Annotated in this window: 33 protein-coding genes and 1 tRNA gene; 3 read left to right on the forward strand and 31 right to left on the reverse strand. The window is 72.1% G+C overall.

Annotation, left to right across the window (positions count from 1 at the left end; genetic code table 11):
- Positions 1-27 precede the first annotated feature (27 nt).
- The 29 genes from ACIBIW_RS17240 to ACIBIW_RS17380 all read right to left on the reverse strand — a co-directional run bounded on the left by ACIBIW_RS17240 (position 28) and on the right by ACIBIW_RS17380 (position 16,069).
- Entirely contained in the window at positions 28-804 is a 777-nt protein-coding gene (locus ACIBIW_RS17240; RefSeq protein ID WP_399336862.1) for an HK97 family phage prohead protease, read from the reverse strand.
- Positions 782-2,110, reverse strand: coding sequence for a phage portal protein (locus tag ACIBIW_RS17245; RefSeq protein WP_399336864.1), 1,329 nt, complete (start codon positions 2,108-2,110; stop codon positions 782-784). Before ACIBIW_RS17245 ends, ACIBIW_RS17240 begins: the two co-directional genes overlap by 23 nt.
- Complete coding sequence (locus ACIBIW_RS17250) at positions 2,107-2,286, reverse strand: hypothetical protein (protein WP_399336866.1); 180 nt, start codon at positions 2,284-2,286, stop codon at positions 2,107-2,109. Before ACIBIW_RS17250 ends, ACIBIW_RS17245 begins: the two co-directional genes overlap by 4 nt.
- A complete protein-coding gene (locus ACIBIW_RS17255) occupies positions 2,283-3,866 on the reverse strand; it encodes a terminase (RefSeq protein WP_399336868.1) in 1,584 nt (527 codons plus the stop codon). The genes ACIBIW_RS17250 and ACIBIW_RS17255 overlap by 4 nt, the downstream gene beginning before the upstream one ends.
- Complete coding sequence (locus ACIBIW_RS17260) at positions 3,820-4,080, reverse strand: hypothetical protein (protein ID WP_399336870.1); 261 nt, start codon at positions 4,078-4,080, stop codon at positions 3,820-3,822. Before ACIBIW_RS17260 ends, ACIBIW_RS17255 begins: the two co-directional genes overlap by 47 nt.
- 247 nt (positions 4,081-4,327) lie before the next feature.
- A complete protein-coding gene (locus ACIBIW_RS17265) occupies positions 4,328-4,768 on the reverse strand; it encodes an AAA family ATPase (protein WP_399336872.1) in 441 nt (146 codons plus the stop codon).
- Positions 4,769-4,772: 4 nt separating this feature from the next.
- The gene (locus ACIBIW_RS17270) at positions 4,773-5,051 is read right to left on the reverse strand and encodes a hypothetical protein (protein ID WP_399336874.1); all 279 of its coding nucleotides are present in this window, start codon (positions 5,049-5,051) and stop codon (positions 4,773-4,775) included.
- A 2-nt stretch (positions 5,052-5,053) separates the two neighbouring features.
- Positions 5,054-5,341 carry an HNH endonuclease gene (locus tag ACIBIW_RS17275; protein WP_399336876.1) on the reverse strand — a complete coding sequence of 96 codons (288 nt, stop codon included), beginning with the start codon at positions 5,339-5,341 and terminating at the stop codon, positions 5,054-5,056.
- Between the two features lie 20 nt (positions 5,342-5,361).
- Positions 5,362-5,793: a hypothetical protein gene (locus tag ACIBIW_RS17280; RefSeq protein ID WP_399336878.1), complete on the reverse strand. Its 432-nt coding sequence runs from the start codon at positions 5,791-5,793 to the stop codon at positions 5,362-5,364.
- Positions 5,794-5,982: 189 nt separating this feature from the next.
- Positions 5,983-6,204, reverse strand: coding sequence for a hypothetical protein (locus tag ACIBIW_RS17285; RefSeq protein ID WP_399336880.1), 222 nt, complete (start codon positions 6,202-6,204; stop codon positions 5,983-5,985).
- A 14-nt stretch (positions 6,205-6,218) separates the two neighbouring features.
- On the reverse strand, positions 6,219-6,794 hold the full coding sequence (locus ACIBIW_RS17290) for a hypothetical protein (RefSeq protein WP_399336882.1): 576 nt from the start codon (positions 6,792-6,794) through the stop codon (positions 6,219-6,221).
- A gap of 546 nt (positions 6,795-7,340) precedes the next feature.
- Complete coding sequence (locus ACIBIW_RS17295; RefSeq protein WP_399336884.1) at positions 7,341-7,520, reverse strand: hypothetical protein; 180 nt, start codon at positions 7,518-7,520, stop codon at positions 7,341-7,343.
- A gap of 286 nt (positions 7,521-7,806) precedes the next feature.
- The gene (locus tag ACIBIW_RS17300) at positions 7,807-8,055 is read right to left on the reverse strand and encodes a hypothetical protein (protein WP_399336886.1); all 249 of its coding nucleotides are present in this window, start codon (positions 8,053-8,055) and stop codon (positions 7,807-7,809) included.
- 27 nt (positions 8,056-8,082) lie between these two features.
- The gene (locus tag ACIBIW_RS17305) at positions 8,083-8,733 is read right to left on the reverse strand and encodes a hypothetical protein (RefSeq protein WP_399336888.1); all 651 of its coding nucleotides are present in this window, start codon (positions 8,731-8,733) and stop codon (positions 8,083-8,085) included.
- Complete coding sequence (locus ACIBIW_RS17310; protein ID WP_399336889.1) at positions 8,730-8,939, reverse strand: hypothetical protein; 210 nt, start codon at positions 8,937-8,939, stop codon at positions 8,730-8,732. Before ACIBIW_RS17310 ends, ACIBIW_RS17305 begins: the two co-directional genes overlap by 4 nt.
- Entirely contained in the window at positions 8,936-9,805 is an 870-nt protein-coding gene (locus ACIBIW_RS17315) for a hypothetical protein (protein ID WP_399336891.1), read from the reverse strand. The genes ACIBIW_RS17310 and ACIBIW_RS17315 overlap by 4 nt, the downstream gene beginning before the upstream one ends.
- Positions 9,806-9,973: 168 nt before the next feature.
- Positions 9,974-10,783, reverse strand: coding sequence for a hypothetical protein (locus ACIBIW_RS17320; protein WP_399336893.1), 810 nt, complete (start codon positions 10,781-10,783; stop codon positions 9,974-9,976).
- Positions 10,784-11,087: 304 nt separating this feature from the next.
- Entirely contained in the window at positions 11,088-11,618 is a 531-nt protein-coding gene (locus tag ACIBIW_RS17325; protein ID WP_399336895.1) for a hypothetical protein, read from the reverse strand.
- Between the two features lie 53 nt (positions 11,619-11,671).
- Positions 11,672-12,736, reverse strand: coding sequence for a phage recombination protein Bet (gene bet / locus ACIBIW_RS17330; protein WP_399336897.1), 1,065 nt, complete (start codon positions 12,734-12,736; stop codon positions 11,672-11,674).
- Positions 12,733-12,987, reverse strand: a complete 255-nt coding sequence (locus tag ACIBIW_RS17335) for a hypothetical protein (protein WP_399336899.1) — start codon at positions 12,985-12,987, stop codon at positions 12,733-12,735. The genes bet and ACIBIW_RS17335 overlap by 4 nt, the downstream gene beginning before the upstream one ends.
- A complete protein-coding gene (locus ACIBIW_RS17340; RefSeq protein WP_399336901.1) occupies positions 12,984-13,469 on the reverse strand; it encodes a hypothetical protein in 486 nt (161 codons plus the stop codon). Before ACIBIW_RS17340 ends, ACIBIW_RS17335 begins: the two co-directional genes overlap by 4 nt.
- The gene (locus ACIBIW_RS17345) at positions 13,466-13,591 is read right to left on the reverse strand and encodes a hypothetical protein (RefSeq protein WP_399336903.1); all 126 of its coding nucleotides are present in this window, start codon (positions 13,589-13,591) and stop codon (positions 13,466-13,468) included. Before ACIBIW_RS17345 ends, ACIBIW_RS17340 begins: the two co-directional genes overlap by 4 nt.
- Positions 13,588-13,899, reverse strand: coding sequence for a hypothetical protein (locus ACIBIW_RS17350; protein WP_399336905.1), 312 nt, complete (start codon positions 13,897-13,899; stop codon positions 13,588-13,590). Before ACIBIW_RS17350 ends, ACIBIW_RS17345 begins: the two co-directional genes overlap by 4 nt.
- Positions 13,889-14,050: a hypothetical protein gene (locus tag ACIBIW_RS17355; protein ID WP_399336906.1), complete on the reverse strand. Its 162-nt coding sequence runs from the start codon at positions 14,048-14,050 to the stop codon at positions 13,889-13,891. Before ACIBIW_RS17355 ends, ACIBIW_RS17350 begins: the two co-directional genes overlap by 11 nt.
- On the reverse strand, positions 14,040-14,762 hold the full coding sequence (locus ACIBIW_RS17360) for a hypothetical protein (RefSeq protein WP_399336908.1): 723 nt from the start codon (positions 14,760-14,762) through the stop codon (positions 14,040-14,042). The genes ACIBIW_RS17355 and ACIBIW_RS17360 overlap by 11 nt, the downstream gene beginning before the upstream one ends.
- On the reverse strand, positions 14,759-15,040 hold the full coding sequence (locus tag ACIBIW_RS17365; protein WP_399336910.1) for a hypothetical protein: 282 nt from the start codon (positions 15,038-15,040) through the stop codon (positions 14,759-14,761). The genes ACIBIW_RS17360 and ACIBIW_RS17365 overlap by 4 nt, the downstream gene beginning before the upstream one ends.
- Positions 15,037-15,411 (reverse strand): hypothetical protein, encoded by a 375-nt coding sequence (locus tag ACIBIW_RS17370; RefSeq protein ID WP_399336911.1) that lies wholly within the window; start codon positions 15,409-15,411, stop codon positions 15,037-15,039. The genes ACIBIW_RS17365 and ACIBIW_RS17370 overlap by 4 nt, the downstream gene beginning before the upstream one ends.
- 68 nt (positions 15,412-15,479) lie before the next feature.
- Positions 15,480-15,734, reverse strand: coding sequence for a hypothetical protein (locus tag ACIBIW_RS17375; protein WP_399336913.1), 255 nt, complete (start codon positions 15,732-15,734; stop codon positions 15,480-15,482).
- Positions 15,731-16,069: a hypothetical protein gene (locus ACIBIW_RS17380; RefSeq protein WP_399336915.1), complete on the reverse strand. Its 339-nt coding sequence runs from the start codon at positions 16,067-16,069 to the stop codon at positions 15,731-15,733. The genes ACIBIW_RS17375 and ACIBIW_RS17380 overlap by 4 nt, the downstream gene beginning before the upstream one ends.
- A 225-nt stretch (positions 16,070-16,294) precedes the next feature.
- Here ACIBIW_RS17380 and ACIBIW_RS17385 point away from each other — a divergent pair, with 225 nt between their 5' ends.
- The 3 genes from ACIBIW_RS17385 (at position 16,295) to xerC (ending at position 18,639) form a co-directional block, all read left to right on the forward strand.
- Positions 16,295-16,687 (forward strand): helix-turn-helix domain-containing protein, encoded by a 393-nt coding sequence (locus ACIBIW_RS17385; RefSeq protein ID WP_399336917.1) that lies wholly within the window; start codon positions 16,295-16,297, stop codon positions 16,685-16,687.
- Positions 16,688-16,840: 153 nt separating this feature from the next.
- Positions 16,841-17,068: a hypothetical protein gene (locus tag ACIBIW_RS17390; RefSeq protein ID WP_399336919.1), complete on the forward strand. Its 228-nt coding sequence runs from the start codon at positions 16,841-16,843 to the stop codon at positions 17,066-17,068.
- Complete coding sequence (gene xerC, locus ACIBIW_RS17395) at positions 17,065-18,639, forward strand: tyrosine recombinase XerC (RefSeq protein ID WP_399336921.1); 1,575 nt, start codon at positions 17,065-17,067, stop codon at positions 18,637-18,639. Before ACIBIW_RS17390 ends, xerC begins: the two co-directional genes overlap by 4 nt.
- Before the next feature lie 73 nt (positions 18,640-18,712).
- Here xerC and ACIBIW_RS17400 read toward each other — a convergent pair.
- Together ACIBIW_RS17400 and ACIBIW_RS17405 are read right to left on the reverse strand one after the other, a co-directional pair.
- Positions 18,713-18,785 (reverse strand) — tRNA-Lys (locus tag ACIBIW_RS17400).
- A gap of 252 nt (positions 18,786-19,037) precedes the next feature.
- Positions 19,038-21,431 carry a DEAD/DEAH box helicase gene (locus ACIBIW_RS17405; RefSeq protein WP_399336923.1) on the reverse strand — a complete coding sequence of 798 codons (2,394 nt, stop codon included), beginning with the start codon at positions 21,429-21,431 and terminating at the stop codon, positions 19,038-19,040.
- Positions 21,432-21,794 lie beyond the last annotated feature (363 nt).

A 21,794-nucleotide genomic window follows, 5' to 3' on the forward strand; every position in this document is an offset into this window, starting at 1 on the left:
TGGACGGGGCCCGGTTGGTTCGTCGGGTCAGCGCGGGAGCCCGTAGCGGGCGGCCAGCGCTCTCATGCGCGCGTCGAGGGGCAGGCCGGCGGGCTGAGTGGACACGGCCGGCTCAGCGGTGGTCTGCACGACGCGAGTGGACTGCTCCGGCTCGCGGTCGACGTGCGTGAGGGTGAGGAGTTCGGGCCGGTACTTCGCGCGGGCCTCGATCGCTGCGGCATCGCCGCGGTGGTCGAGGGCGCGGGCCACGGCCTTCAGCTCCGCCTCGGTGTCGGTGTAGGCCGGGAACGTCACCGCGCTCACCTCGATGAGGCGGACTTCCCGGATGGTACGGACGTCGACCTCGACGGGGTCGGCGCCCGCCACCTCGATCTCCTCCGTGGTCCAGTCGTCCTTGATGACGTAGAACCCGAAGGACATGCCGGTGATGTTGCGGTTCTCCACGTTGACCGCGAGGTCCTGCACGTAGGAGAGGCGGGTATCGAGGGCGGAGTCGACGGCCAGGCCGTGCCCGTCCTCGGCCAGGCCGAGCGTGCCGGCGGACACACGGCTCACGACGTAGTACGAGTCGTGGTCGACGAGCATCCGCGCGTCGCCCTCGGACAGCGTCTTGCCGAAGCTCCCGGGCGCGATCTCCTCGTAGAAGCCCCACCGCAGCGGGTTGCCGATCGCGGTGCGGGAGTTGAACACGGCGGCGTACCCGCCGAACCGCCGGGCACCGCCGTCGCCGTCGGCCCGGATGGTGATGTGGGCGGTGTCCAGGGACAGGCGGCGCCGCTCCTCAGCGCCGGTCATCGTCGGCATCGCGATTGCCTCCTTGGTCGGCGTGAAGGGCCATCAGGCGCCGGGCCTCCTCCATCAGGGCCGCAGCCCGGGCCGCCGTGTCCCCGCCGTCGTTGGCGAGCGGGTTGATCCCGAGCGGGCCCATGTACGTCGGCTGGAGGTGAACGTCACCCTCCGGCCCGAGGATCGGCGGCAGCTCTTCGAGCGCGCGGATGTCGTTCGCGGACATGACGCCCGTGTCCCGCATGGCCCGGTAGAAGGTGGCGCGCGCGCTGGAATCGCCGCGCAGCAGCCCCGCCAGCGCGTAGTGCGCGTACTGCCCCGGGGGCAGCAGCTCCTTGGTGACGCGCTGCTCCGTCGGCGCGATCCATGTCGGGTGGAGGTCGAAGGTGATCCAGCCCTGCGCCTGCTGCTCCAGCCCCGTCCCCCACGACGTGGACTTCTCCGTCGACATCAGCAGGAACGGCGGGACCCCGAACAGGCGGGCGATCTCGGTGACCTGGAACTCCCGCGACTCCAGGAACTGCGCGTCCTTCAGCGGCATCGTGATCGGCTGGAACGACGCCCCGGCGTCCAGCACCGCGACGCCGTGCGCGTTGTCGACGCCGCCCACCATCGCCTGCCAGCGGGCCTTGAGCGCGTCGGCATCCCCGGCCTTCAGCCGCTGCTCGGTCTGGAGGACACCGGAGATGATGTTGCCGTGGCCGAACAGGGAGGCGGCACCCTGCTCGGCGGCCTGCGCGAGCCCGATGCTCTGCGCCGCCGCCCGCACCGGCGAGCATCCCGTCAGCCCGTCATACCCCAGCCCGGGGATGTGCAGCACGTCGCGCGAGGTCAGCCGGTGCGTGCTGCCCCAGTCGTCGGTCACCCAGAACCACTTGCCCGTCGGGTTGCCCTCGCTCGGCCGCTCCCGCTCCACCAGCACCCGATCCGGGCTGATGGGCCACAGCTCTTTGACCTGCCCCGACGGCGCCCGCAGCTTCTGGATGTAGGCGTTGCCCCACAGCACCCGGTGCGTGTACGCCAGCCGCCACACCTCAAGCGGTGTCAGCTCCGGGTGCGGGTCGTCCAGCAGCGTCCCGGTGACCACGTCGCGCGTGCCCGTCTTGTAGACGTGCAGCGGCAGCGCGGAGGACACCCCGGCGATCAGCGACACCGCCCGCCACACCGCGGGCATCCGCAGCGCGGTCACCTCCGACACCTGGACACCGGCCGCCGACTGCACGCCCCCGAGCAGTTCCAGCAGCGACGCATCCGTCAGCGGGCGCGCGGGCGACTCCAGCGACGCACGCCGCTCCGTACCCCGCAGCAGGGACCACAGACTCACGGTGCCCCCTTCCCCCGCCGCCGGGCCGGCGCCGGCCGCCCTGCCGCCACCTCGATTCCCGCGACCCCGGCGAGCCCGCCGAGGATGACCGCCGCGGGCACGGACACCAGCGCCACCCCGTACAGCACGAGCAGCACACACAGCGCCTCGGCGACCGCCAGCACAACGGTTCTCACCACAGGATCGGCCCCCGCTCTTCCTCGGCATCCCAGCGCTCCGCGTGGCCCCACAGGGCGAGCGTCGCGGCCATGAGCGGGGAGATGTCCACGCCGACACCGCGCCGGGCCCACGCCCAGCCGTCGCCCACCGGCCGCTTGTCCGCACCCGCGAGCGCCGTCGACAACGGCGCCTGGTCCAGGTGCACGAGCGGCCCCGCGGCGCCCTCCCGGCCCTCCTGGTCCTCGTCGTCCCGCAGCGTCCCGGGCGCGACGACCGCGTCATAGAACTGGCCGCAGGCGGCGGCCACGTCCCGCGTCTTCGTCTCCACCACCAGGGCTTCGTCGTCCAGATCGGCGTCTTGCAGCGCCCGGCGTACGGCCTTGATGAGCGCGCCGGCCGGGCCGCCCGGGTCGATGACGATCGCGCACGGCCCCCACTTCACCGCCAACTCGGCCACCCGCTCGGGCGCCCACCCGGTGCCCGGCCGGTGGTCGATGACCTCCACGTGCCGCGCCGGACCCGACCGCCCCGCCGCGCAGATCGCCGCGTGCGACCGCTCGGGGGTCACGTCGAGGGCGAACGCCACCGGGTCCGCCATCGCCGACGAGCCGTCCGCCCGCGAGCGCCACACGTCCTCAGGGATCACCCGCCACGAGTCCTCGACGTCGGACGGGTACTCGCCGACCCCGAGCCGCTCCCGCTCGAAGATCCCGCCGTGCCCCAGGGACGCGCGCTCGTTGCGCACGTGCTGAACGGAGATACGGATGCCGAGCGCCGGGTTCGCCGTCGCCCACGCGGCCGGGTCGTCCGCGTCGTCGTGCTCCGTACAGCCCTGCGGGCACTCGTCACGGTGCGGGTCGACCGACCACTCGAAGTACGCCAGCGACGCATCCGGCATCCCCGACTCCCCCGCGGCCTCCGCCCGCCGCCGCAGACGCGCGAGCTGCACCGAGGGCCCACCGATCCCCGCGCTCCCCAGGTACCAGAGCTGAGGGTTCGCCACAGCCGACATCGTCGGCATGAGCGCGCCCATCGCGTCGTCACCGAGGATCATCGCCTCGTCGAGGACGTTGCAGTCCCCCGTGAAGCCCCGGCCGGACCCGCCGGAGCGGGCGAGGAACCGAAGCGTCTGCCCCGTGACGAGTTCGATCGCTTCCTCACCCGTGGTGCGCCGCACCCGCAGCACACGTTTGCGCAGGTCAGGACAGCCCATGATGAGCTGTTCGATCCGCTTGAACGCCACGATGGACGTCTTGAACTCGTGGGCCGAGTGGAGGATCAAGCGCTCGCCGAGCAGGAACAGCCCCGCCAGCTCGCGCGCCTCGATGATCCCGCCCTTGCCGTTCTGCCGCGGCACGTTCACCGCGACCTCGAACGCCGACCAGTTGCCGTCCGCCCGCTCCCGCAGCCCGACATCGAGCACGTGCTGCTGCCACGGATCAAGGTGAAGCCCCGCGAGCGCCGCCAGTTCCACGGCCTCCTGGCCCGAGCTGGACAGCCAGTCGGCCGGAGCCGTCGCCAGCCGCGGCGTCTGCACCCCGACCAGCGGCTCACTCTCCGGCCGCGCGGCGGGCCTCTCGGCGAGCTGTGAGTTCATCGAGGGCGTCCCCCTCCTCACCGACCGGCGCGAGCTTCCTCAGTTCGCCTATGACGCTGCGGAGTTCCTTCGCCGCGAGCGCCTTGCCCGTCGGTGCCGTCGCCGCGTCCACCGTCTGCGCGAGGCTGACCGCGAGGGCCGCGAGGCCGGGCGCGGTGTCCCGCCCGCGGAGCTGATCAACCTCGGCGGTGATCTCATCCGTGACCGCGCCCATGATCACCCCCGGTCACCAAGCGTGACATCACACAGAGTCACTAATGTCGCCGAACTCGGCTCGCTGGATCAGGCGTTGTTTTGGATCACGCAAAAAATCGGGCGACAAGGGCGTTTGGGTCGCCCGCCCCTGCTCTGAAGATTCGACCCACCCTCCCGGGGCCGGGCTGGTCAGCGGCGTGTCGCGTGCTCGCTTCAGCGCTTGTTGATCTTGATTTGCTGCTGTTCGCGTCGCGCCTGCGCGGTGATCACCAGGCGCGTGACGCCTGCCCGGTGACGGGGCGTGACCCACCCCGACGGTGGTGCCGGTACCAGCGGGTGACCACTGCGTCCATGCCGGGGTGGCGCATGTCCCGCACGCGCTGGCGTACGAGCGCTTCGCCCGGATCAACAGTGATGATCTTGCCGCCGTGGCGGCGGTACCGGGCGAGCCACTTGGGGCTGGGCATGGTGTGGATCAGGTAGACGTCGACCGTGTCGGTGTACTTGAGAGCTTCGTCGATGGCGGCGTAGCGGGCGCGGAGGGCGACGCGGGTGACGGTGGGGTTGTGGTTCCACTGAGGTGCGCCGGGCCCGGTGAGGGCGCGGGTGATGCGGTCCAGGTCGATGACGATGTCCCGGGCGCGGGCCCGGGCTTCGATCCACGAGGACTTGCCCGCGGCCGGCGGGCCGGTGACGACGAACAGCACGGCGTCACCAGTTTCGGGTGCGGCTCCGTTGCCCCTGTGTCCAGAGCAGGCGGCCGTCGCTGTCGTACCAGTCCACGCAGGACAGCAGCACTCTGCCGTCGCGCAGCTCAAACGTGGGGCTCATCATCGCAGCACCCTTCGGTGCCGTTGGGGCGGCAACGGTTAGCACGGTCGTATGGTGCGCAGGGTCTTCCCGGCGCCCGACCTCGATCACGTTGAGTAGGTGCATGTACTGCTTCAGTGCGTCCACCAGTTCGTTGGCGACGTGCAATTCAACAGCCATGGTCACCATCTCCGTGAGGCCCGTTGTGGGCGGCGTGTGGTCGTGCGTGCGCCCCTGGCCGAGTTGCACCGGCGGTGCGAGCTGCGGGCGTTGGCAGGGTCGAGGAGCGAGCCGCCGCGGGAGAGGGGCACGGCGTGGTCGAGGGTGAAGGCCCACGGGCTGCGCTGCCCGGCGGTGCTCGTGAGCCGGTAGTCGATCTCTCGGCCGCAGATCCAGCAGGGCAGGCCGAGGGCGCGTTGTGCGTCGACGAGGCGGCGGTAGGGGCGCCCGTTGCGGGGGTTGCCGGCCACGGGCGCGCCACCTCACTCGGTCAGCACTTGGTGTCGAGGAAGTACTCGGCTTGCTCCCGGGTGAGGCCGTCCGCCGCTTCCGGGCCTTGGCCCACAAGCAGCTCGCAGATGTCGGCTTGGGCGTCGACGTCCATCTCGTTCCATGCGGTGTCCCACGCGGTCTCGGTGGCGGCGTCGTCGAGGACCTGGTCCTTGTTGTCGTTGAGGACTTGGCCGACGAGGTCGGTGTACTGGTCTTGGGTGAGGCTCGCGCACTCGGGTTCGGCGGACACGTCCTTGGGGGTACCTGCCGTGTAGTTGGCTTCCAGCAGGGCGAGGCAGTCGGCTTCGGTGTGCGCGGCGGGCGTGCTGGCGCTGGGCTTGGCGTCGGCGTTGCTGCTGTTGCCGCTGCACCCGGCCGCTCCGGCGGCGAGGGCGAGTATGGCGATGGTGGCTGGGATGGTGCGGTGCATGGTCCCCCCAAGGACATGTGGTGTGGGAGGGCAGCGTCCCGCATGTGTGGGCCGCGTGAAGGCACCTTGACCGTGCTGTGACGCACAGGAGCCCCGAGGCCGGTGTCGGCTCGGGGCTCGGGGCGATCCGTCACGCCCGGTTATGGGCATGACTGTTCGGGAAGATCGTGGCTCACGGGTTGTCGCATGTCAAGCCGCTGCGGCTCCGCGCTGGCCGGGGCGGCAGGGCTTCGCTGCGGTGCGCGCCTTGGTGACGTCGGCGAGCCGGTAGATGGGGCGTTTGGGGGTGCCGCCGCAGCGGGTGAGGATGCCGCGGCGAACCCAGTCCCGGATAGTCGCGGGCGCCACGTCGCAGGCACGCGCAGCCATCGACGTGGTCACCAGGCCCGGAGGGAGGGCGATGTACTCCATGCGGCCATGATGACTCAGGGAGCGTCATCTGGCTCGGACTCGTAGTCGTCGGGTTCTTGCAGCTCGTACTCCTCGGCTTCCCGTCGTCGCTTCCGATCGTACGTGTCCTTACAGGCCCTGACTTGAGGAGTCGGATCAGGCAATTCCGCTTGTCGAATGTATTCGAGCATGACCGCGATCAGGTCCTCAACCGCCCAGCGCATCCAGCGGACGCGTAGGAAGTGCCTGGGTCCGCCATAGCGATAGGCCCTGGCCAAGTCGTAGGAAAGCTGGACGCGCGGCACAATCGCCTCGCCAGGTATACGAGCCATCGCCAACACAGAACGACGCAGATGACCCATCGCGCTGTCTTCCCAGGGGTGCCGCACGGCGGGACCTATCGGAAGCGAGACTGTCTCCAGGAACTGCTGAAGCTGGATAAGTTCCGACAGCGCTTCCTCGGCTGCCAGACGACCGATTTCGTAGAGCCGTGCATTCTTGGCCTCTTGGGACTGGTGCCTGAGGGTGAGCCAGGTTGCGGCCACAGACGCGGCCGCGCCTATGACCGCTCCCCCCAGGCCCACCAAAGCGGTCGCAATCTCTGTATTCATCAGCCCATCATGTCGACCGAACGCCAAGGGCAGAAGTGGCCGAACGGGTACCAGCCTCCGCAGCTCGCGCAGCAGTAGAGAGGCATCTGTTTCCAGACAAGGAGCCTGGCGAGGCGGGCGACCGGGCATGCCAGCGGGCGCGGATCTGCTCGGCGTGCTCGTGGATGAGCGCCGCGGCGACATCCTCGGCGGCCATCCGGTGGGCGGCCGCGATGAGGCGCAGGTCCTGGCCGAGGGTGAGGCTCGGCGGGAGCGTGAGCCCTCGGGCGCCGAACGGCGCGGCGGGTGTCGCGTCCGGGAGCGGGTCCGTCGCACGGGCGGGGGGTTCGGGTGCGACGGCTGTCTCATCTGACGCGTCGGGTGTCTCAGGGTGTCGCGCTGCGGCGAGGTCGCGTCGCACGGTGTCCTTGGACACGCCGAGCCGGTCGGCGATCGTGCGGAGGCTTTCGCCCTGCCCGGCGAGGCGTCGCGCTGTGTCGCGCCGCTGTCGCAGCGCCGTCGTGGGCCGCGTCTCACGAGGCGTCGTCACTGCGTCTCCCCTCGGCGTCACCGGTGCTCACCTCCGGCGCGGTGCCGGGCGGCGCGGGCGCGGGTGGCGCGGCGGGCGCGCAGGACCCGGGTGGCGCGGCGCAGGGCGCGCGCGGCGGCGGGCAGGCCGCGGAAGACGACCGGGATCGCGGCGAGGTAGAGCACGATCGCGGCGGCGAGGGTGTGGGCGACGGTCACCGGGCACCCCCGGCGGGGGTGATACGGCCGGTGGCCCCGGCCGCCGTGACGCGCACGGTGATGGTGCGGCCGCCGCGACGGCGGATAACTCCGACGGCGACAAGGCGCCGCGTGGGGAACTTGCACGGCAAGTGCAGCGCAAGTGCGCGCGCACTTGCGCGCGTGAAATGATCGGCCATGGCCGATGCCTCCTGGTGTCGTCAGGAAGGTGCTCGGTCAGGGGTCGGGCGATGCGATCGCCTTCGCGGTGCTCCAACACCGCGGAGAGCTGTCGTCCGGCCCCGCTCTATTCGGTTGTGGTGGCGTCCGGCTGGAAGCCGGGCGCCTTCTTGCCTTCGTCCTTCTTGAGCGCGTTGTAGACCGCGTTCCAGCTACGGCCGAGGACGCGGGCGGCCTCGGCGATGGAACCGGTCTGCTCCACGCCTTCGCGCAGTGCCTGCGCTCGTCGTGCGGCGGACTCGGAGGCGAGTTGGTTGAGCTGCTCCAACAGCTCTTCCTCGTCGCGGACCCGGTCCGTCCAGGGCTTCGCGTCCATCGCGGGCATCTTAATCTAACCCCCGGGTTAGATGCAAGCGTTGGCCTCGGCCTCGCCCATGGCGGCCTTCAGGGCGAGCCACGACGCGGGCGGGTAGACGGTCCCGCACCACGGGCAGGTGACCACGGTCTCGCCCTCGCGCAGCCGCAGCAGCGCCCCGCACGGCCCGCCCTCCGCCGTGGGCGCGGTACACCACCCGGCGCGCGTGCCGCGCCCGCCCGGGTCGGGGTCGACGATCGAGGACGCCGCGCCGTGCAGGCGCCGCACGTCCTCGGCGAGTCCGTCGACGTCCGGGTACTTCTCGCACGCCCACCACAGATGGGCGCCGAGCCACTGGGCGCAGGCGGTGAGGGTCTGCTCGACGGTGCCGCGCCACGGAGCCACCGGGAGGCGCAGAGCGCGCCGCCAGTCGTCCTCATGGGCCCGCAGAGCGTCGACCATGCCCGACCACGCCCGCAGCTCGAGCACCGCCTCGGTGACGGGCATGCCGGGGTCGGGGGTGCCGGACACCGCCGGGCCCCGGGCGCCGGCTGACGGGGCCAGGTGCTCGGCGAGCGCCCGGTAGAGCGCGGACAGCTCGCCGAGCTGGGCGGCGAGCCGGGTCTGGCAGCGGCGGCAGGCCACGCGCTCCAGCTCGTCGGCGTCCAGGTCGTGGTGGCACAGCAGGCAGGCGCTCACGAGCGCTCCCGGTCGAGGACGGCGCGGATGCGGGCGGCGGCGTCGCGCATCCCGGCCGCGTGCTCCGTGTCGCCGCGGTTGGCGGCGTCGCGCTCGATGTCGTCGAGGGCTTCGCGGATGCGGGTGCGGAAGTGGACGAGCATCAGGGCGCCGGCGCGCATGCCGCCGGCGCGCATGGACTGGTCGCGGCGGGACTGTCGGGTCACCTGGTGCCTCCTGTCGGCGCCTCGCCCTGCCTCATGTCTGCCGGGTACTGGGTGCAGCCTCCGCAGATGCCTCCGATCACGGGAGCGTTGGGGTGCTGCGGGCACGGCGCGTCGCTCTCTCGGTGCGCGAGCACGTCCGCCACCGAGTAGCCGTTGACGGTCACATGCGGGGTGGCTTCGCGGGCGAGCCGGAGCGCGGTCGGCAGGTCGAACCGGTGCTCGTCGAGCCAGTCGTTGCCGCGGTCGTACGGCTTGACACCCTGCGCCCATTCGCCGTCCGCGCCGAGGCAGGCGTGCTCGCCGCGCTGCACGGCCCACCGGCCGCCGCCGCGGTGCCGCACGGTGAGTGCCCACACGTGCGCGTCGGGGGCGGCGTCGTCGGGGACGGCGGTGACCGAGTACTCCTCGGGCCGCACGGTGACGCCGTCCTCGCCCTGCTCGCGGTTCGGAGGCGCCACGGCGGCGCGCACGACCGGCAGGACCGCGTCGGCGAGAGCGACGCACTCGGCCTGGTCCTCGGCAGAGCGGAACCAACCGCGGCCGTCGGACGCAGGGCCGTTGCGGTACGCACCGATCGCTTCGGCGAGCTGCTGCCGCAGCGCCGTCTCGTCGACGGGCGCCGGGGCGGCGGCCTCGGGGTGCGCGCGGTCGTCGGCGACGGCCTGGTGTGTGGCGCACGGCCACTCCGGGCAGCCCGCCGAGCACTCCGGCGGCACCCCCGCCTCGGCCGCCGCGACAACGCCGACGGGACGGTGCAGGGCACGCACGCGGGCGAAGGCACCCGCGGCGCTGTCCCGCTCCCGCTCGTGGGTGATGGCGGTGATCAGGCGGCCGGTGCGGCTGCCAGCGGGCGGTGGCGTGGTCATGCGGCTCGGTCCTTCCGGGCGGCGGGTTGGGTGAGGGCGGCGAGGAGCACGGCGCGGTGCCGGGCCTGCTCCATCGACGTGCACGCACGGCGCACAGCGGGCAGTGGCCGGGCTGCGTGGCGAAGGTGCCGGTGGGCAGCGACTCGGCGAGGAGGCGTTCCAGCGGGCTCATGTGGCGCCTCCTGCGGTGATGCAGTGGGTGTGTCGGTCGCGGCCAGGGCGGGGGATCATGCGTTCGTGGCAGACGGCGCAGCGGGCGACGTCGGCCGTTCGTGGTTCGTGGTTCTCGGGGAGCTCGGTCGGGGCCGGAGCGACGTCTACGGGTGGTTGAGGTTCAACCTCAGCCACCTCGTGGGGGAGAGACATGGGTCTCCCTGGGTTGTTCGGGGGGCGGTCCCCCGAACCAAACGGGGGGCGGTCCCCCGAACTCGTACGGGGGGCGGTCCCCCGTTCTTTTTCGTGATCAAGGTCTGAAAGTTCGGGGGGCGGTCCCCCGTTCTTGTCCTCCGGAAGTTCGGGGGACCGCCCCCCGTTCTTCTGGTCCGCGCCGGGGGCCGCTTGCCGCCACGGCGGAGGGGTGCGTTCGGGCCGCTTCCGCTTCGAGTTCGTGATCGCGTCGACCGCCGCGCCCCAGTCCGGCGACGGCGTGAGCATGAGCACGTAGAGGGTGGGGCGGCCGCGCCGCTGCTCCCCCTCGACGGCCACCACACCGGCGGCAACGGCGGCCGTCAGGTAGCGACGGACGTCCTTCTCGTCGGCCTTGCACGCGGCGGCGATGTCCTTGATCCGGATCACCGAGCCGTCGCGGAACCGCACGCGGCCCGCGGGGTCGGCGGCGCTGGCAAGCGCGTAGAGCAGGGTCACGAACGCCGCGGGGATGCCCTTCGGCATCGCGGGCGCCCACCGCCAGAACAGCGCGTTGCGGTAGGCGTGCGCGACGCTCCCGCTTGCTCGGGTGTCCTGCTCGTCGCCGTTCAAGGCCGGTCCGTTCTCGTGGTGCTGCGGGTGTCACGTCCGGGGCGGGGCGCCCGGGCCGGCCGCCCCGGACGTGGCTTGTCGGGTGGTCAGAGCCGCAGGTCACGGAGGTACTTCAGACGCTGGCGACAAGGCTCTTGGGAGTCTCGCGGCTACGGAGGAGTTAGGGGAGAGGCAGGCGTAGGCCAGGCGTAGGCCAGGCGTAGGCCAGGCGTAGGCCATAGCTGCCGTCTGCTGCTGGAGCCGGCGTCCATGTCGACGCCGGCGCAGTCCGCCGACTGCTGCCAGGCGAGGCGGTCGGCGGCGCTCACCGCTCACCGCCGGCGGTCAGCTCGGGCAGGGCGACGTCCGCCAGGCGGCCGTCGCGCCAGGCGTTCATCACCTGGTCGCGGCCGTCCTTCTTGAACCGCACCGCGTGCGTACGGCTGCGGCTGGGCGCCAGCTCCACGCCGGGCACGTCGTGGATGACGCCGGTCTCGGGGTCGGGCCACTCGGTGCCGCCCGCCGCCGTCAACTCGCTCAACAGCTTCGTGCGGAAGGCGCCGCGAACTTCGGTGACGAACCGCCGCTCCACCTCGCCCGGAACGGTGGCGATGACCCAGGCGGTGAACGCCGCATCGTCGACGACGCGGGCGGCGGCCTCGCCGCTGGACAGGCTGACGGTGGCGATGTCGGGCCCGTCCGGCAGGGTGACGGCGACCTGCCGCGTCCCCGAGTCCCGCGCGGCGTCGTCGAGGAGCTGCTGCGTCTCGGCACGGGCGGCCTTGTACGCGTTGCCCACCACGTCGTGCAACGTCTTCAGGTACGCCTCGCGGGCCGCGGCCTCTTTCAGGCTCATGTCGGTCTCCTTCGGGGGTGCCGCGGTACGGGCCGCGGCACCCCGGGGCAGTGTCAGGCGGCGGCGGTGCCGATGAGGATCGCGGTCATCTGCCGCATCTGCGCAGCGGGCGCCTGTGCGATCGGCAGGCCGTAGCTCTGCTCGAACTCCTCGTCGAGGTTGGTGAGGTGGACGCGCTTGGCGGCGGCACGCAGCTCGCGCTCGGCGGTGATCGCGTCGTCCTCGGCGGTCGCGGGGGCCGGGTCCTGGGCCGGGGTGGGCTTGGTGGAAGCGGCCTTGTCCTTGCCGACGGCGGCGATCTGCGCGAGGTAGTCAGCCACGGCGCCGTCGGCGCGGGCCTCTAGCCAGATGCGGCGGACCGCGTCCCTGTCCGGCGCCTGGTGCGCTTCGTGGAGGTAGTCCCGTCCCTGCGCGGCGGTCTGCGGCTCGGGCGCCGGGGTGGCCCACGGGTCGGGCTCGCCCGGCTGTGCCCGGCGCATCCGCTCCACCGGCTCCGGCTCCACCCCCGCCGGGGCGGGGTTGTCGGCCTGCGCCATCTCCTCCGCCGTGTACACCCCGGCGAGGTCGAGGGGGAACGCCTTCCGCAATGCCAGCGCTTCACCGCACTTCGCGAGCTGACCGGCGGGCATCTTCCCCCACGAGCCCACCGGGCGCCCGTCGCGATTGGTCTGCACGTACTCCCTGAACAGGGCCACCGCGCTGAACCGCTGGCCGTTGCGGACCACGGTCACCTTCGCGGCGGCGGGGGGTTCCTCGGCGAGCCACACGTCTCGCCACGCCCCTGAGGCATCGCACCAGAGCGTGTCTTCATAGCCGTAGGCGCCGCCCTGTTTCACGGTCACCCGCTGTGCCACGACGCGGTACCCGTCGATGCCGGTCTGGGGGGTGAACACCTCACGCCCGGCCCGCTTGTCCCACCGGCCGATGAGGTAGATCTGCCGGGAGAACGGATCGAGCCCGGTCCGCTGGCACAGGTGCAGGAAGCTGGACAGCTCGGCGTGGGTGACGCCGTCGCCGATGCCGGACTGGCGGAGCACGGCGGCCTGTTCGGGCGTCCATACGGTCTGGTCGGGGCGGATGGCGAGCGCGCCGCCCGTCTGCACGATCTCGGTGCTCATCGCGCGTGGTCCTTCCGGGGTGTGTAGGTGCGGCCTCGGGCGGTGTCGGTGGCGGCGAGGTCCCCGCGGGCGACGAGGCTCCGCAGGTCCTTCCGCGTCGTGTTCCGGCCGCTGCTCGGCCACGGGCTGGCGGCGTAGAGCCGTGCGGCCTGGGCGGTGGTGACGGGTTGCGCCTGGCGCTGTATGGCGGCGAGGAGCCAGCCTCGACGCGACTCCGGCGCCCCGGCGCGCGCGGTGTTGGAGGCGGTCACGCGTCGGCCTCCGGGTCGTACTCGGCGGCGACCTTCAGCGAGGTGACCGTGTAGCCGGTCGTGGACTCCTCGTTCTGGCCCGCGACGACCACCAGCTCGGCGACGCCGTCCTTCTCGTCCTCGATCCAGTCGAAGGAGAGGCGGGTGCCGGTCGGCCAGGAGCGGCGCTCGTCGGTCTCGCAGTGCTTCCGGGCCTTGGCGGCCGTGGTGTACAAGCCCATGACGATCGGGTCGTGCGAGGCGCGGTAGACGGTGAGCGTGCGCGCCGGGGCGGGCTTGCCCTCGACGGCGGCACGCCAGGCGTCGTACTCCTCGACGTTGAGTCCCGCAGTCTCACCGTCGACGGGCGCGGCCATCGCGGTGGCGGCGCCGAGGGCGAGCGTTGCGTGCACCTGCGCGGCCGCGCGCCGGTCCGGGTCATCGTGGTAGTCGGCGAGGGTAAGCAGGCGTTCGGCCTCGCGGTAGTGCTCGGGCCCGGTCATGAGGCCACGTCCTTCCGGGGCGTGTAGGTGCGGCGTTTGCGGGTGGGCCGGGCGGCCCCCTTGAGGGCGGCTCCGGCGGCGATGAGGAGCACCGCGGCAGCGGCGAGGTGGAGGTAGCTCACGCGGGCTCACCGCCTCGGGTGGCGCGGCGGCGGCGCCGGGCGCTGCTGCGGCGGGGGCGGCCGGTCGGGTTCAGCCCCACCGGGTCCCGCGGGGCCGCCCCGGTGCACGTGCAGGTCTCGAAAGTGCCCTGGCAGCGCGGGCAGCGGGGCTCGGGCTCGGCGACCGCGGCCACCGCCCGCGCCCACTGCACATCCGGCGACCACACGTCCCCGTACGCCGCCTCATGCGCGGCGGCGATCCGGCGCGCCCCCTCGGGCCCGGTCAGCACCTCGCCGCGGGCGGGGTCACGGAGACGGTCAGCGGCCATGCCGGCCACCTCCCCGCCGCGGGTGCCGGGCCCGCCACGCGGCCGCGTGCTGCGCGGTCCAGGCGGCGATGTCGACCGCTGCGGCGATCCACAGCACGAGCACCAGGGCCCCGGCGAACGCGAGCCCGCCGACGATGGCGTCACCGGGCATCCGACTCACCCGCCCCGGCGGCGCGCGCGGCGAGCCATTGCACGTAGCGGGCGAGGATGGCGTCCTCGGCCTCGTCGTCGTCCCAGGCGTCCGGGTCGGTCATGGTGGCGGTGATGGCGTCCCGCAGGCGGCTGTACGCCCCGGCGTCGATGACCAGCGACGAGGGATTCAGGTCGTCACCGAGAGTCCGGTATCGCTCGGCCTCCAGCTCAGCGACGCGGGCCCGCAGGCGGTCGATCGCGCGGGCCATCAGCGGCACGGCACGCGCCAGGTCGACCTCCGCTGACGGCTCGTCACCGTGCGCAGCGACGATCGTCTCGGCCATCGCGGTCAGCTCGTCCGTGCTTGCCGCGATGTCGAGTCCGGCGGCGCGCGCCTCGGCCTCAGTGCAGATCGGGCCAGCGGCGGCGGGCTCCGGCTCGGCGGCCGGGGAGCCCGCCATCTCCCGCAGCAGGGCGGCGGTCCGGCGCGCGGTGACGTGCTCCACCGCCACCCGATCCGGCAGCCCGCCGACCAGGTCGGTGACCTCGTCGTCGCGGGCCGTCTGCATCGCGTCGACCGCGTCGGCGCCCTCGTGCAGCGCGGCCGTCCGCACAGCGGCGAGCACGGCTTCGGCCTCCAGCCGGATCGCCTGCCCCGTCGCCGTCTGGCGGCCCTGCTCCCGCGCCGCCACGAGCGCGTTCGCCGCAATGTCGATCAGCCGCGCATTCACCGGACACCGTCGTTCCGGTCGGCGTTGAGGAGCGCCACCAGGTAGTCGACCAGCGGCGGCGGCACGGGGATCACCGGCTCCGGGCAGCACGCGTACACGCCGCCGTCGCTCGGCTCGTGGTCCTCGTCGCTGCACACCGGCGTGATCGCGTTCGGCACGCCGCTCCCGGACTCGGGGGCCTCGTCGTCGTAGGCCGCCCGCCACTCGGGCAGGTCCTCACTGGTCTCCTGCCGCAACAGCTCCGAGGCCGCGCGGCGGGCGGAGTCGAGGGTGCTCATGCCGCACCGCCCTCGGACTCGGCAGCGGTCTGCGGCAGCGGGGCACCCATCGCGTACACGTGCACCGGCACGCCACCCACAACGGCATCGAGTTCCAAGTGCGCGCGCTCCGGCGCCATGTTCCCGGGACGGACGTCTCCCGGGTCCACGCCCAGCCCCTCGCGCCACGCCTCGAACGCCGCGAACGTCAGGGCCTGTACCTCGATCTGCCCCGGGACGATCGCGGACGTGGTGATGTACGCGCCGGGGAGGTTCGGGAGAGCTGCCGCCAGTTCGGCGAGCGCATCGATCGCGGGCCGCTGCTCGGCGAGCGTGACCCGCTCCCACGGACGCGGGTCGTACAGCTCGGGGGCGGTAATCTCTGTGGTCACGGTGACCTCATTTCGTGATGGATGGGGTAGCCGTGGGGCCGTTCCGGACCGGCATCCGGACGGCCCCGTCATGCGTCCTGCGGCTCGTGCGAGCGCTCGCAATCGGCGGGCAGGTGCAGCCATGCCAGGACGTCCGCTGTCCGCACGAACTGCGTCCGCCCGAGGCGCACGGCCTCGACGGGGAGTCGCTTCTCGGCGGCGAGCTGGTACGTCGTCGATTCGGGCTGTTGCAGGATCTGGCCGCCGAAGGTCGGCCACAGCCGCATGAGGGGCGGCTGCTCGTACAGCTCGCCGACGGTCAGCAGCGGGAGCGGGGCGCTCATACCGACACCGGCTCGGGCGCATCTTCTGCGGCAGGTGCCGGTACGCGAAGGGCTGCGCGCCGCGCGGCCCGCTCGTCGACGACGAACAAGACGAGCAAGTCGACGCCCACCGCCGCCGCGACGCGGTGGGCCTTGGCCATGGGAAGGAGCTGCTGGGCACCGCTCAGCAAAGCTCCGAGGGTTCCCAGCGGCACATCGGCGATCTCGGCGAGCGTCCGCACGGTCAGACGACCGCCCGTTCCGGTTCGCTGCATGAGGGTGCGCAACAGGCTGGCGCTGTAGATCCGGCACATGAGCACGTCGGACACATTCACCTCCGTGAAGGCTTCGTTCATTCAACTGAACACCCGAAGCATTGCACGACCTGAACGCCTTGTCTATTCAGATGAATGCCGTGCGCCCCGAGTGCGCCCTAGACGCAGCATGCATTTCCCTGAACACTACGTTCGGATGCATGAGCGCCCCGCCGCCCCGACCAGCGAACGGGGCGCCCGCTCGCGCGCACAACCCTGAACATCCCTCGGAGTCCCCCACCTGGCAGGAGTGGCAGGATGACGCCCATGGCCGAACAGCACGCGCAGCAGCGAACGCAGTTTGCCGACCTGGTCCGCGAGCGTCGGCACGAGCTAGGACTGTCCCTTGCCTCCTTGCAGGACCGGGCCGTGGACCCCGCCAGCGGCACTCAGGTGAAAAGTGGCTGGATTCATCGGCTGGAGTCCGGAGAGCCGGTCAACGCCCCGCAGGTCCCGCAGCTCAAAGCGCTGGCCAACGGGCTACAGCTCCCTCTTCCAGTACTCCAAGAGTCGGCGTCGGCACAGTTCTTCGGCGTCGACACCGTCTGGAACGAGTCAGGCACGGCTCGGGCACTCGTCCAGCGGGCCGAGCGACTGACGCCTGCTCAGCTATCCCAACTGCTCCGGTTGATCGACACTTTCGCACCCGAGGAAAACTGAAAGACGAGCCATAGCTAGGGCGTTACGCCTGGTAGTCGTGGTTTTTGTGTGGTGGTCGGGTGTTGGTATCGGGTGTCATGATGCTCATCCATTCACGCCGCGAACGGGTACTCCCGTTCGGTGATTCGAACATGTAGTCGAATGGGGAACGCTGTGGGAACACCACCGCAGGAGCGTGCACAGACCCCGGCCGCCAGCCAGGATCTCCCCTTCTTCGCGCTGAGCGATGACCTGCCAGAAGGCGAGATCCTGGTGACAGTCGAACTCGCGAACGGGCATGTACTTCACGCGATCCGCCGGGGCGAGATGACGCCCGAGCTGTGCGCCAGGCTCAACGAGTCCGTGACCCATCTCGTCAGCACACGCTGGAGGCCAGAGTGAAGGGGTCTACGTATCGCCGCTGCTACTGCCGCGGCGCCGACGGCAAGCCGCTGGGGAAGGCGTGCCCTCAGCTCACGAGCCGAAGACACGGCAAGTGGGCCCTGCGCCAGGAGCTGCCACCGCGCGCGGACGGCGGGCGGCGGTCGTTCTCCCGCGCCGGGTACGAGTCCGCGAAGGCGGCACAGGCGGACTTGGACAAGGTGAGGGCGCTGCTCGATCTTCCCGACGGCGACGACACGGAGGCGCTGACCCTCGTCGGTGATCTGCTGGAGACGGTGTCGAAGGACAAGAAGGCCCCGCTCCCCGACCTCGCGGAGACCCGGCGCCGCCTGGTCCGCGGACAGAAGCTCACCAGCACGCTGACCGTGGGCGACCTGTTTGACGAGTGGCTGGACGTCAAGCGCAAGTCGCGGCGGGCGACCACGCTCCGCGGGTACGAGTCGCATGTGCGCTGCCACCTGCGCCCCGGACTCGGCACCGTGCGCCTGGACCGGCTCGGCGTCGGGCGGTGTCAGGAGTTCTTCGATGCGATCGACGACCAGAACGAGGTCATCGAGGCGGAGAACCAGGCGCGCCGGGAGCAGGTTGCGCGCGCCCGGTGGGCGAAGGGCGGCCGGCCGCCGGCCGCTGAGCGGCAGTTGCTCGCGGTCGAGCGGGCGAAGCTGGCCGAGATGCCGCCGTTCCGGCGCGTCACCGGCCCGGCGTCGAAACAGGCGGTCCGCCGGACACTGCGGACCGCGCTGAACTTCGCGATCGGCCGGGAGTACATCACGTTCAACCCCGCCTCCTTCGTCGAGCTGACCCCCGCCAGGCGGCCCAAGGGGCTGCTGTGGACGGCGGAGCGGGTCGCACGCTGGCGGGAGACGGGCGAGAAGCCGGGCCCCGTCATGGTGTGGACGCCCGCCCAGCTCGGCACCTTCCTGGACGAGGCCGAGGGCGACCGGCTCTATGCGTTCTTCCACCTCATTGCTCACCACGCGCTGCGCCGCGGCGAGGGGGTGGGCCAGGACTGGGAAAACGTCGACTACAGGGCGCGGCTGATCCGCGTCCTGCGGGAGATCGTCACGGACGGGTGGACGCCCGTGGAGACGGCGCCGAAGACGGACGGGTCCGCGGGCGTGGTGAAGATCGACCGGGGCACGGTGACCGTGCTGAAGGCGCACCGGGTGCGACAGCTCGCCGAGCGGGACGCGCGCCTCGCGGCGGGGCTGCCGTGGACCGACACGGGCAAGATCTTCACGAACGAGGACGGGACATGGCTGCACCCAGACGTGGTGAGCAAGGCGTTCCGCCGGATCTCGGATGCGGCCGGGCTGCCGCCGATTAACCTGCGGGACCTGCGCCACGGTGCCGCGGCCCTCGTGAAGGCCGGTGGCGGGGACCTGCACGACGCGAAGGTGAAGCTGCGGCACTCCACCATCGCGCTGACCTCGGACACGTACATGGAGCTGTTCGAGGAGTACGAGGACGAGCTGACCGAGCGCGTGGCGGCCGTCGTCCCCCGGGCCCGGAAGGCACTCGACGACACTCCCGCTCACGCATCGCTCACGCAAGAGCCCGGAAACGACTGAGCGTCCGTACCGGCGACCACCGATACGGACGCTCCTTGCCTGGTCAACAGGCTTTCCCCGAAGAGATGTCCGGTAGGCCGTGTGGGACTCGAACCCACAACCAATGGATTAAAAGTCCACTGCTCTGCCCATTGAGCTAACGGCCCGTCTCCATACCCCCACGAGCATAGCCCGACCGGGCCCGGACTCCGACCGGGTATCGGGGCGCGGGGCGTCGGGGGCCTTCCCGGAGGGGGCAGGGGTGGTCCCGGGGCGCTTCTCCGGGGAGAACGCGGCGGGGCCGGGTCCCCTCGGTCGGGGGCCCGGCCCTTCCATGCCATGGGCGCCGTATGTCCGCCCCGTCATGCCGGGGCCGCGGCGTCCGTGTCCTTCGTCCTTCGTCCTTCTTCGTCCTTCGCTCAGTTGCCGCGCTTCCAGCGGGGCTTGTCCTCGCGGCGGCCGCCGCGGTGGTCGTCGCGGCGGGACGCGGGGCGGTCGTCGCGGTTGAAGGGGCGGCGGTCGTCACGGCGGGAACCGCCGCGGTCGTCGCGGTTGAACGGGCGCCGGTCGTCACGGCGGAAACCGCCGCGCTCCCGGTCGCGGTCGAAGCCGCCCCGCTCCTCACGGCCCCGGTGGAAACCGCCACGGTGGTCGTCACGGTCCCGGTTGAAACCACCACGGTCATCGCGGTCGCGGTTGAAGCCGCCACGGTCGTCACGGTCGCGGTTGAAGCCCCCGCGGTCGTCACGGTCCCGGTTGAAACCGCCCCGGTCGTCGCGGCGGCCGAACGGGCGGTTGCCGCCCTTGCGGTCGTACGAGCGCTCGCCGTCCCTGCGGAAGCCGCCGCGGTCCCCGCGCTCGCCGCGCTCACCCCGGTCGCCACGGTCGTCGCGGCGGAAGCCGCCACGGTCGCGGTCCCGGTTGAAGCCACCGCGGTCGTCACGGCGGTCGTCACGCCGGTCGAAGGAGCGTCCGCCGCCCCTGCGGTCGTACGACCTGTCCCCGTCGCGGTCACGGCGCTCGTACGTGCGCTCGCCGTCCCGCCGCTCGTAGGGGCGGCGCTCCCTGCGCTCGTACGAGCCCTCGTACGACGGCCTCGACTGCTGCGCCGGGACCTCCGCCGGGGCGTCGGTGACGGCCGGGGCCGCCGACTCCGCCGCGGGCTCCGCCGGGTCCTGGACGGTGGCCGTGTCCGCGGCCGCCGGCTGCGGGGGCTCCTCGCCGCGCTCGCGGGCGGCGCGGGTGGTGAGGCGGTCGGCCTCGTCACGGAGTTCGACGGCGCGCCGCTGGGCGCGCTCAAGCTGCCGGGTGAGGTCCTTGACCTCGCGCTCGGCCTGCCGCGCGGCGTTGCCCGCGGACTCGGCCTGCACCTCCGTCATGGAGCGTGCCCCGGTGATCTCCGCGACCTCGGGGTCGAAGACCCCGCCGCCGCCCACCACATGGCGGGAGGCGTCGACGGCCGCGTCCTCCATCAGCCGGAAGATCTGCCGGCGCTGGTGCGGCAGCGCGAGCGAGACGACCGTGCCGGAGCGGCCCGCGCGGGCGGTGCGGCCGGAACGGTGCAGGTAGTCCTTGTGGTCGCCGGCCGGGTCCACGTTCAGCACCAGGTCGATGTCGTCCACGTGGATGCCGCGCGCGGCGACGTCGGTGGCGACGAGCACGCCGACGTGCCCGTCCTTGAAGTCCGCCAGGGTGCGGGTGCGGGCGCCCTGGGTCATGCCGCCGTGCAGCGCGTCGGCGCGCACGCCCGCGTCCCGCAGTTGCTCGGCGACGCGGTCGGCGCCCATCTGGGTGCGGACGAAGATGATCGTACGGCCCTTGCGCGCCGCGATCGCGGCCGTGACCGGGGCCTTGTCGCGCGGCTTCACGATGAGGATGTGGTGGCTCATCGTGGTGACGGCGCCCGCGGAGGGATCGACCTCGTGCACGACGGGGCCGTTCAGGTACCGCTTCACGAGCGTGTCGATCTCGTGCTCAAGCGTGGCCGAGAACAGCATCCGCTGGCCGCCCTCGGGGATCTGGTCGAGCAGCTCGGTGACCTCGGGCATGAAGCCCAGGTCGGCCATCTGGTCGGCCTCGTCGAGCACGGCGATCTGCACGCTGTCGAGGGAGCAGGCGCCGCGGTTGATGATGTCGCGCAGCCGCCCCGGGGTGGCGACGAGGATGTCGACGCCGCGTTCGAGCGCGTAGATCTGGTTGCCCATCGAGGTGCCGCCGCAGACGACCTTCATACGCAGGCCGAGTACGTCGCCGTAGGGCTGGAGCGCGTCCGCGACCTGCATGGCCAGCTCGCGCGTGGGCGTGAGGACGACGCCGCGCGGGTGCTTCTTCTCGGTGTAGCCGCCCGCGAGGGTGGCGAGCAGCGGCAGCCCGAAGGAGAGGGTCTTGCCGGAGCCGGTGCGGCCGCGGCCCAGGATGTCCTTGCCCGCGAGGGCGTCGGGGATGGTGGCGGCCTGGATGGGGAACGGGGTGGTCACGCCGTTCTGCGCCAGCTTGTTCACGACGGACTCGGGCAGGCCGAGGTCGCCGAAGCCGGGCTGGGGGGCCTGCTCCTCTTCGGCTGCGGCGGTGACGGCCTCGGCCGTCACAGGGGTCTCGGGTGTCGCAGGGGCCTCGGCCGTCTTGGAGACGGCGGCCGTCTCGGGGGCTTCGGTGGGCTGGATGGCCTCGGCTGCCTCGGTGGCTGCCGCGGGCTCGGCCCCTGTGGTGTCCTCGGCGCGCTCGGCGTCGGGGGCGGCGGTCTCGGCCGTCACGTCGGCGGGCTCGTGGTCGTCAGCGAGCACGGCGATGTGGTCGGGACTGGAAACAGACATGCGAAATGCGAACCTTCCGGAGTTCACGGCACGCGCCCAAACTCCGTGAATTCGCGAGCAACCGCCTCTATGCGGTCCGGCCACGGCAAGGGAGTACGCGCCACACGCGGCGCGCTTCTTTCCTCGCTCTGTGAGGAGTGCGCCGGGCAAATGGGATCAAACGATCTACCACCATACGCACCTCACCCCCCGGAAGGCAAACCGGTTCGCCGCCCCCGCCGACCACCCCTCCACGGCCCGCTGAACCGGCCACCGCAGAACACGGAAACCCCCTGCTCAGCCAGCACCCCCGCCCCCAGAACGCCAACAACGCCCCGCTCCCCACAAGACAGCCCCGGGCCAACCCTCAAGCCCACTTCAACC

The sequence above is a fragment of the Streptomyces sp. NPDC050560 genome (genome assembly GCF_044457285.1).
In the GTDB taxonomy this organism is placed as follows: domain Bacteria; phylum Actinomycetota; class Actinomycetes; order Streptomycetales; family Streptomycetaceae; genus Streptomyces.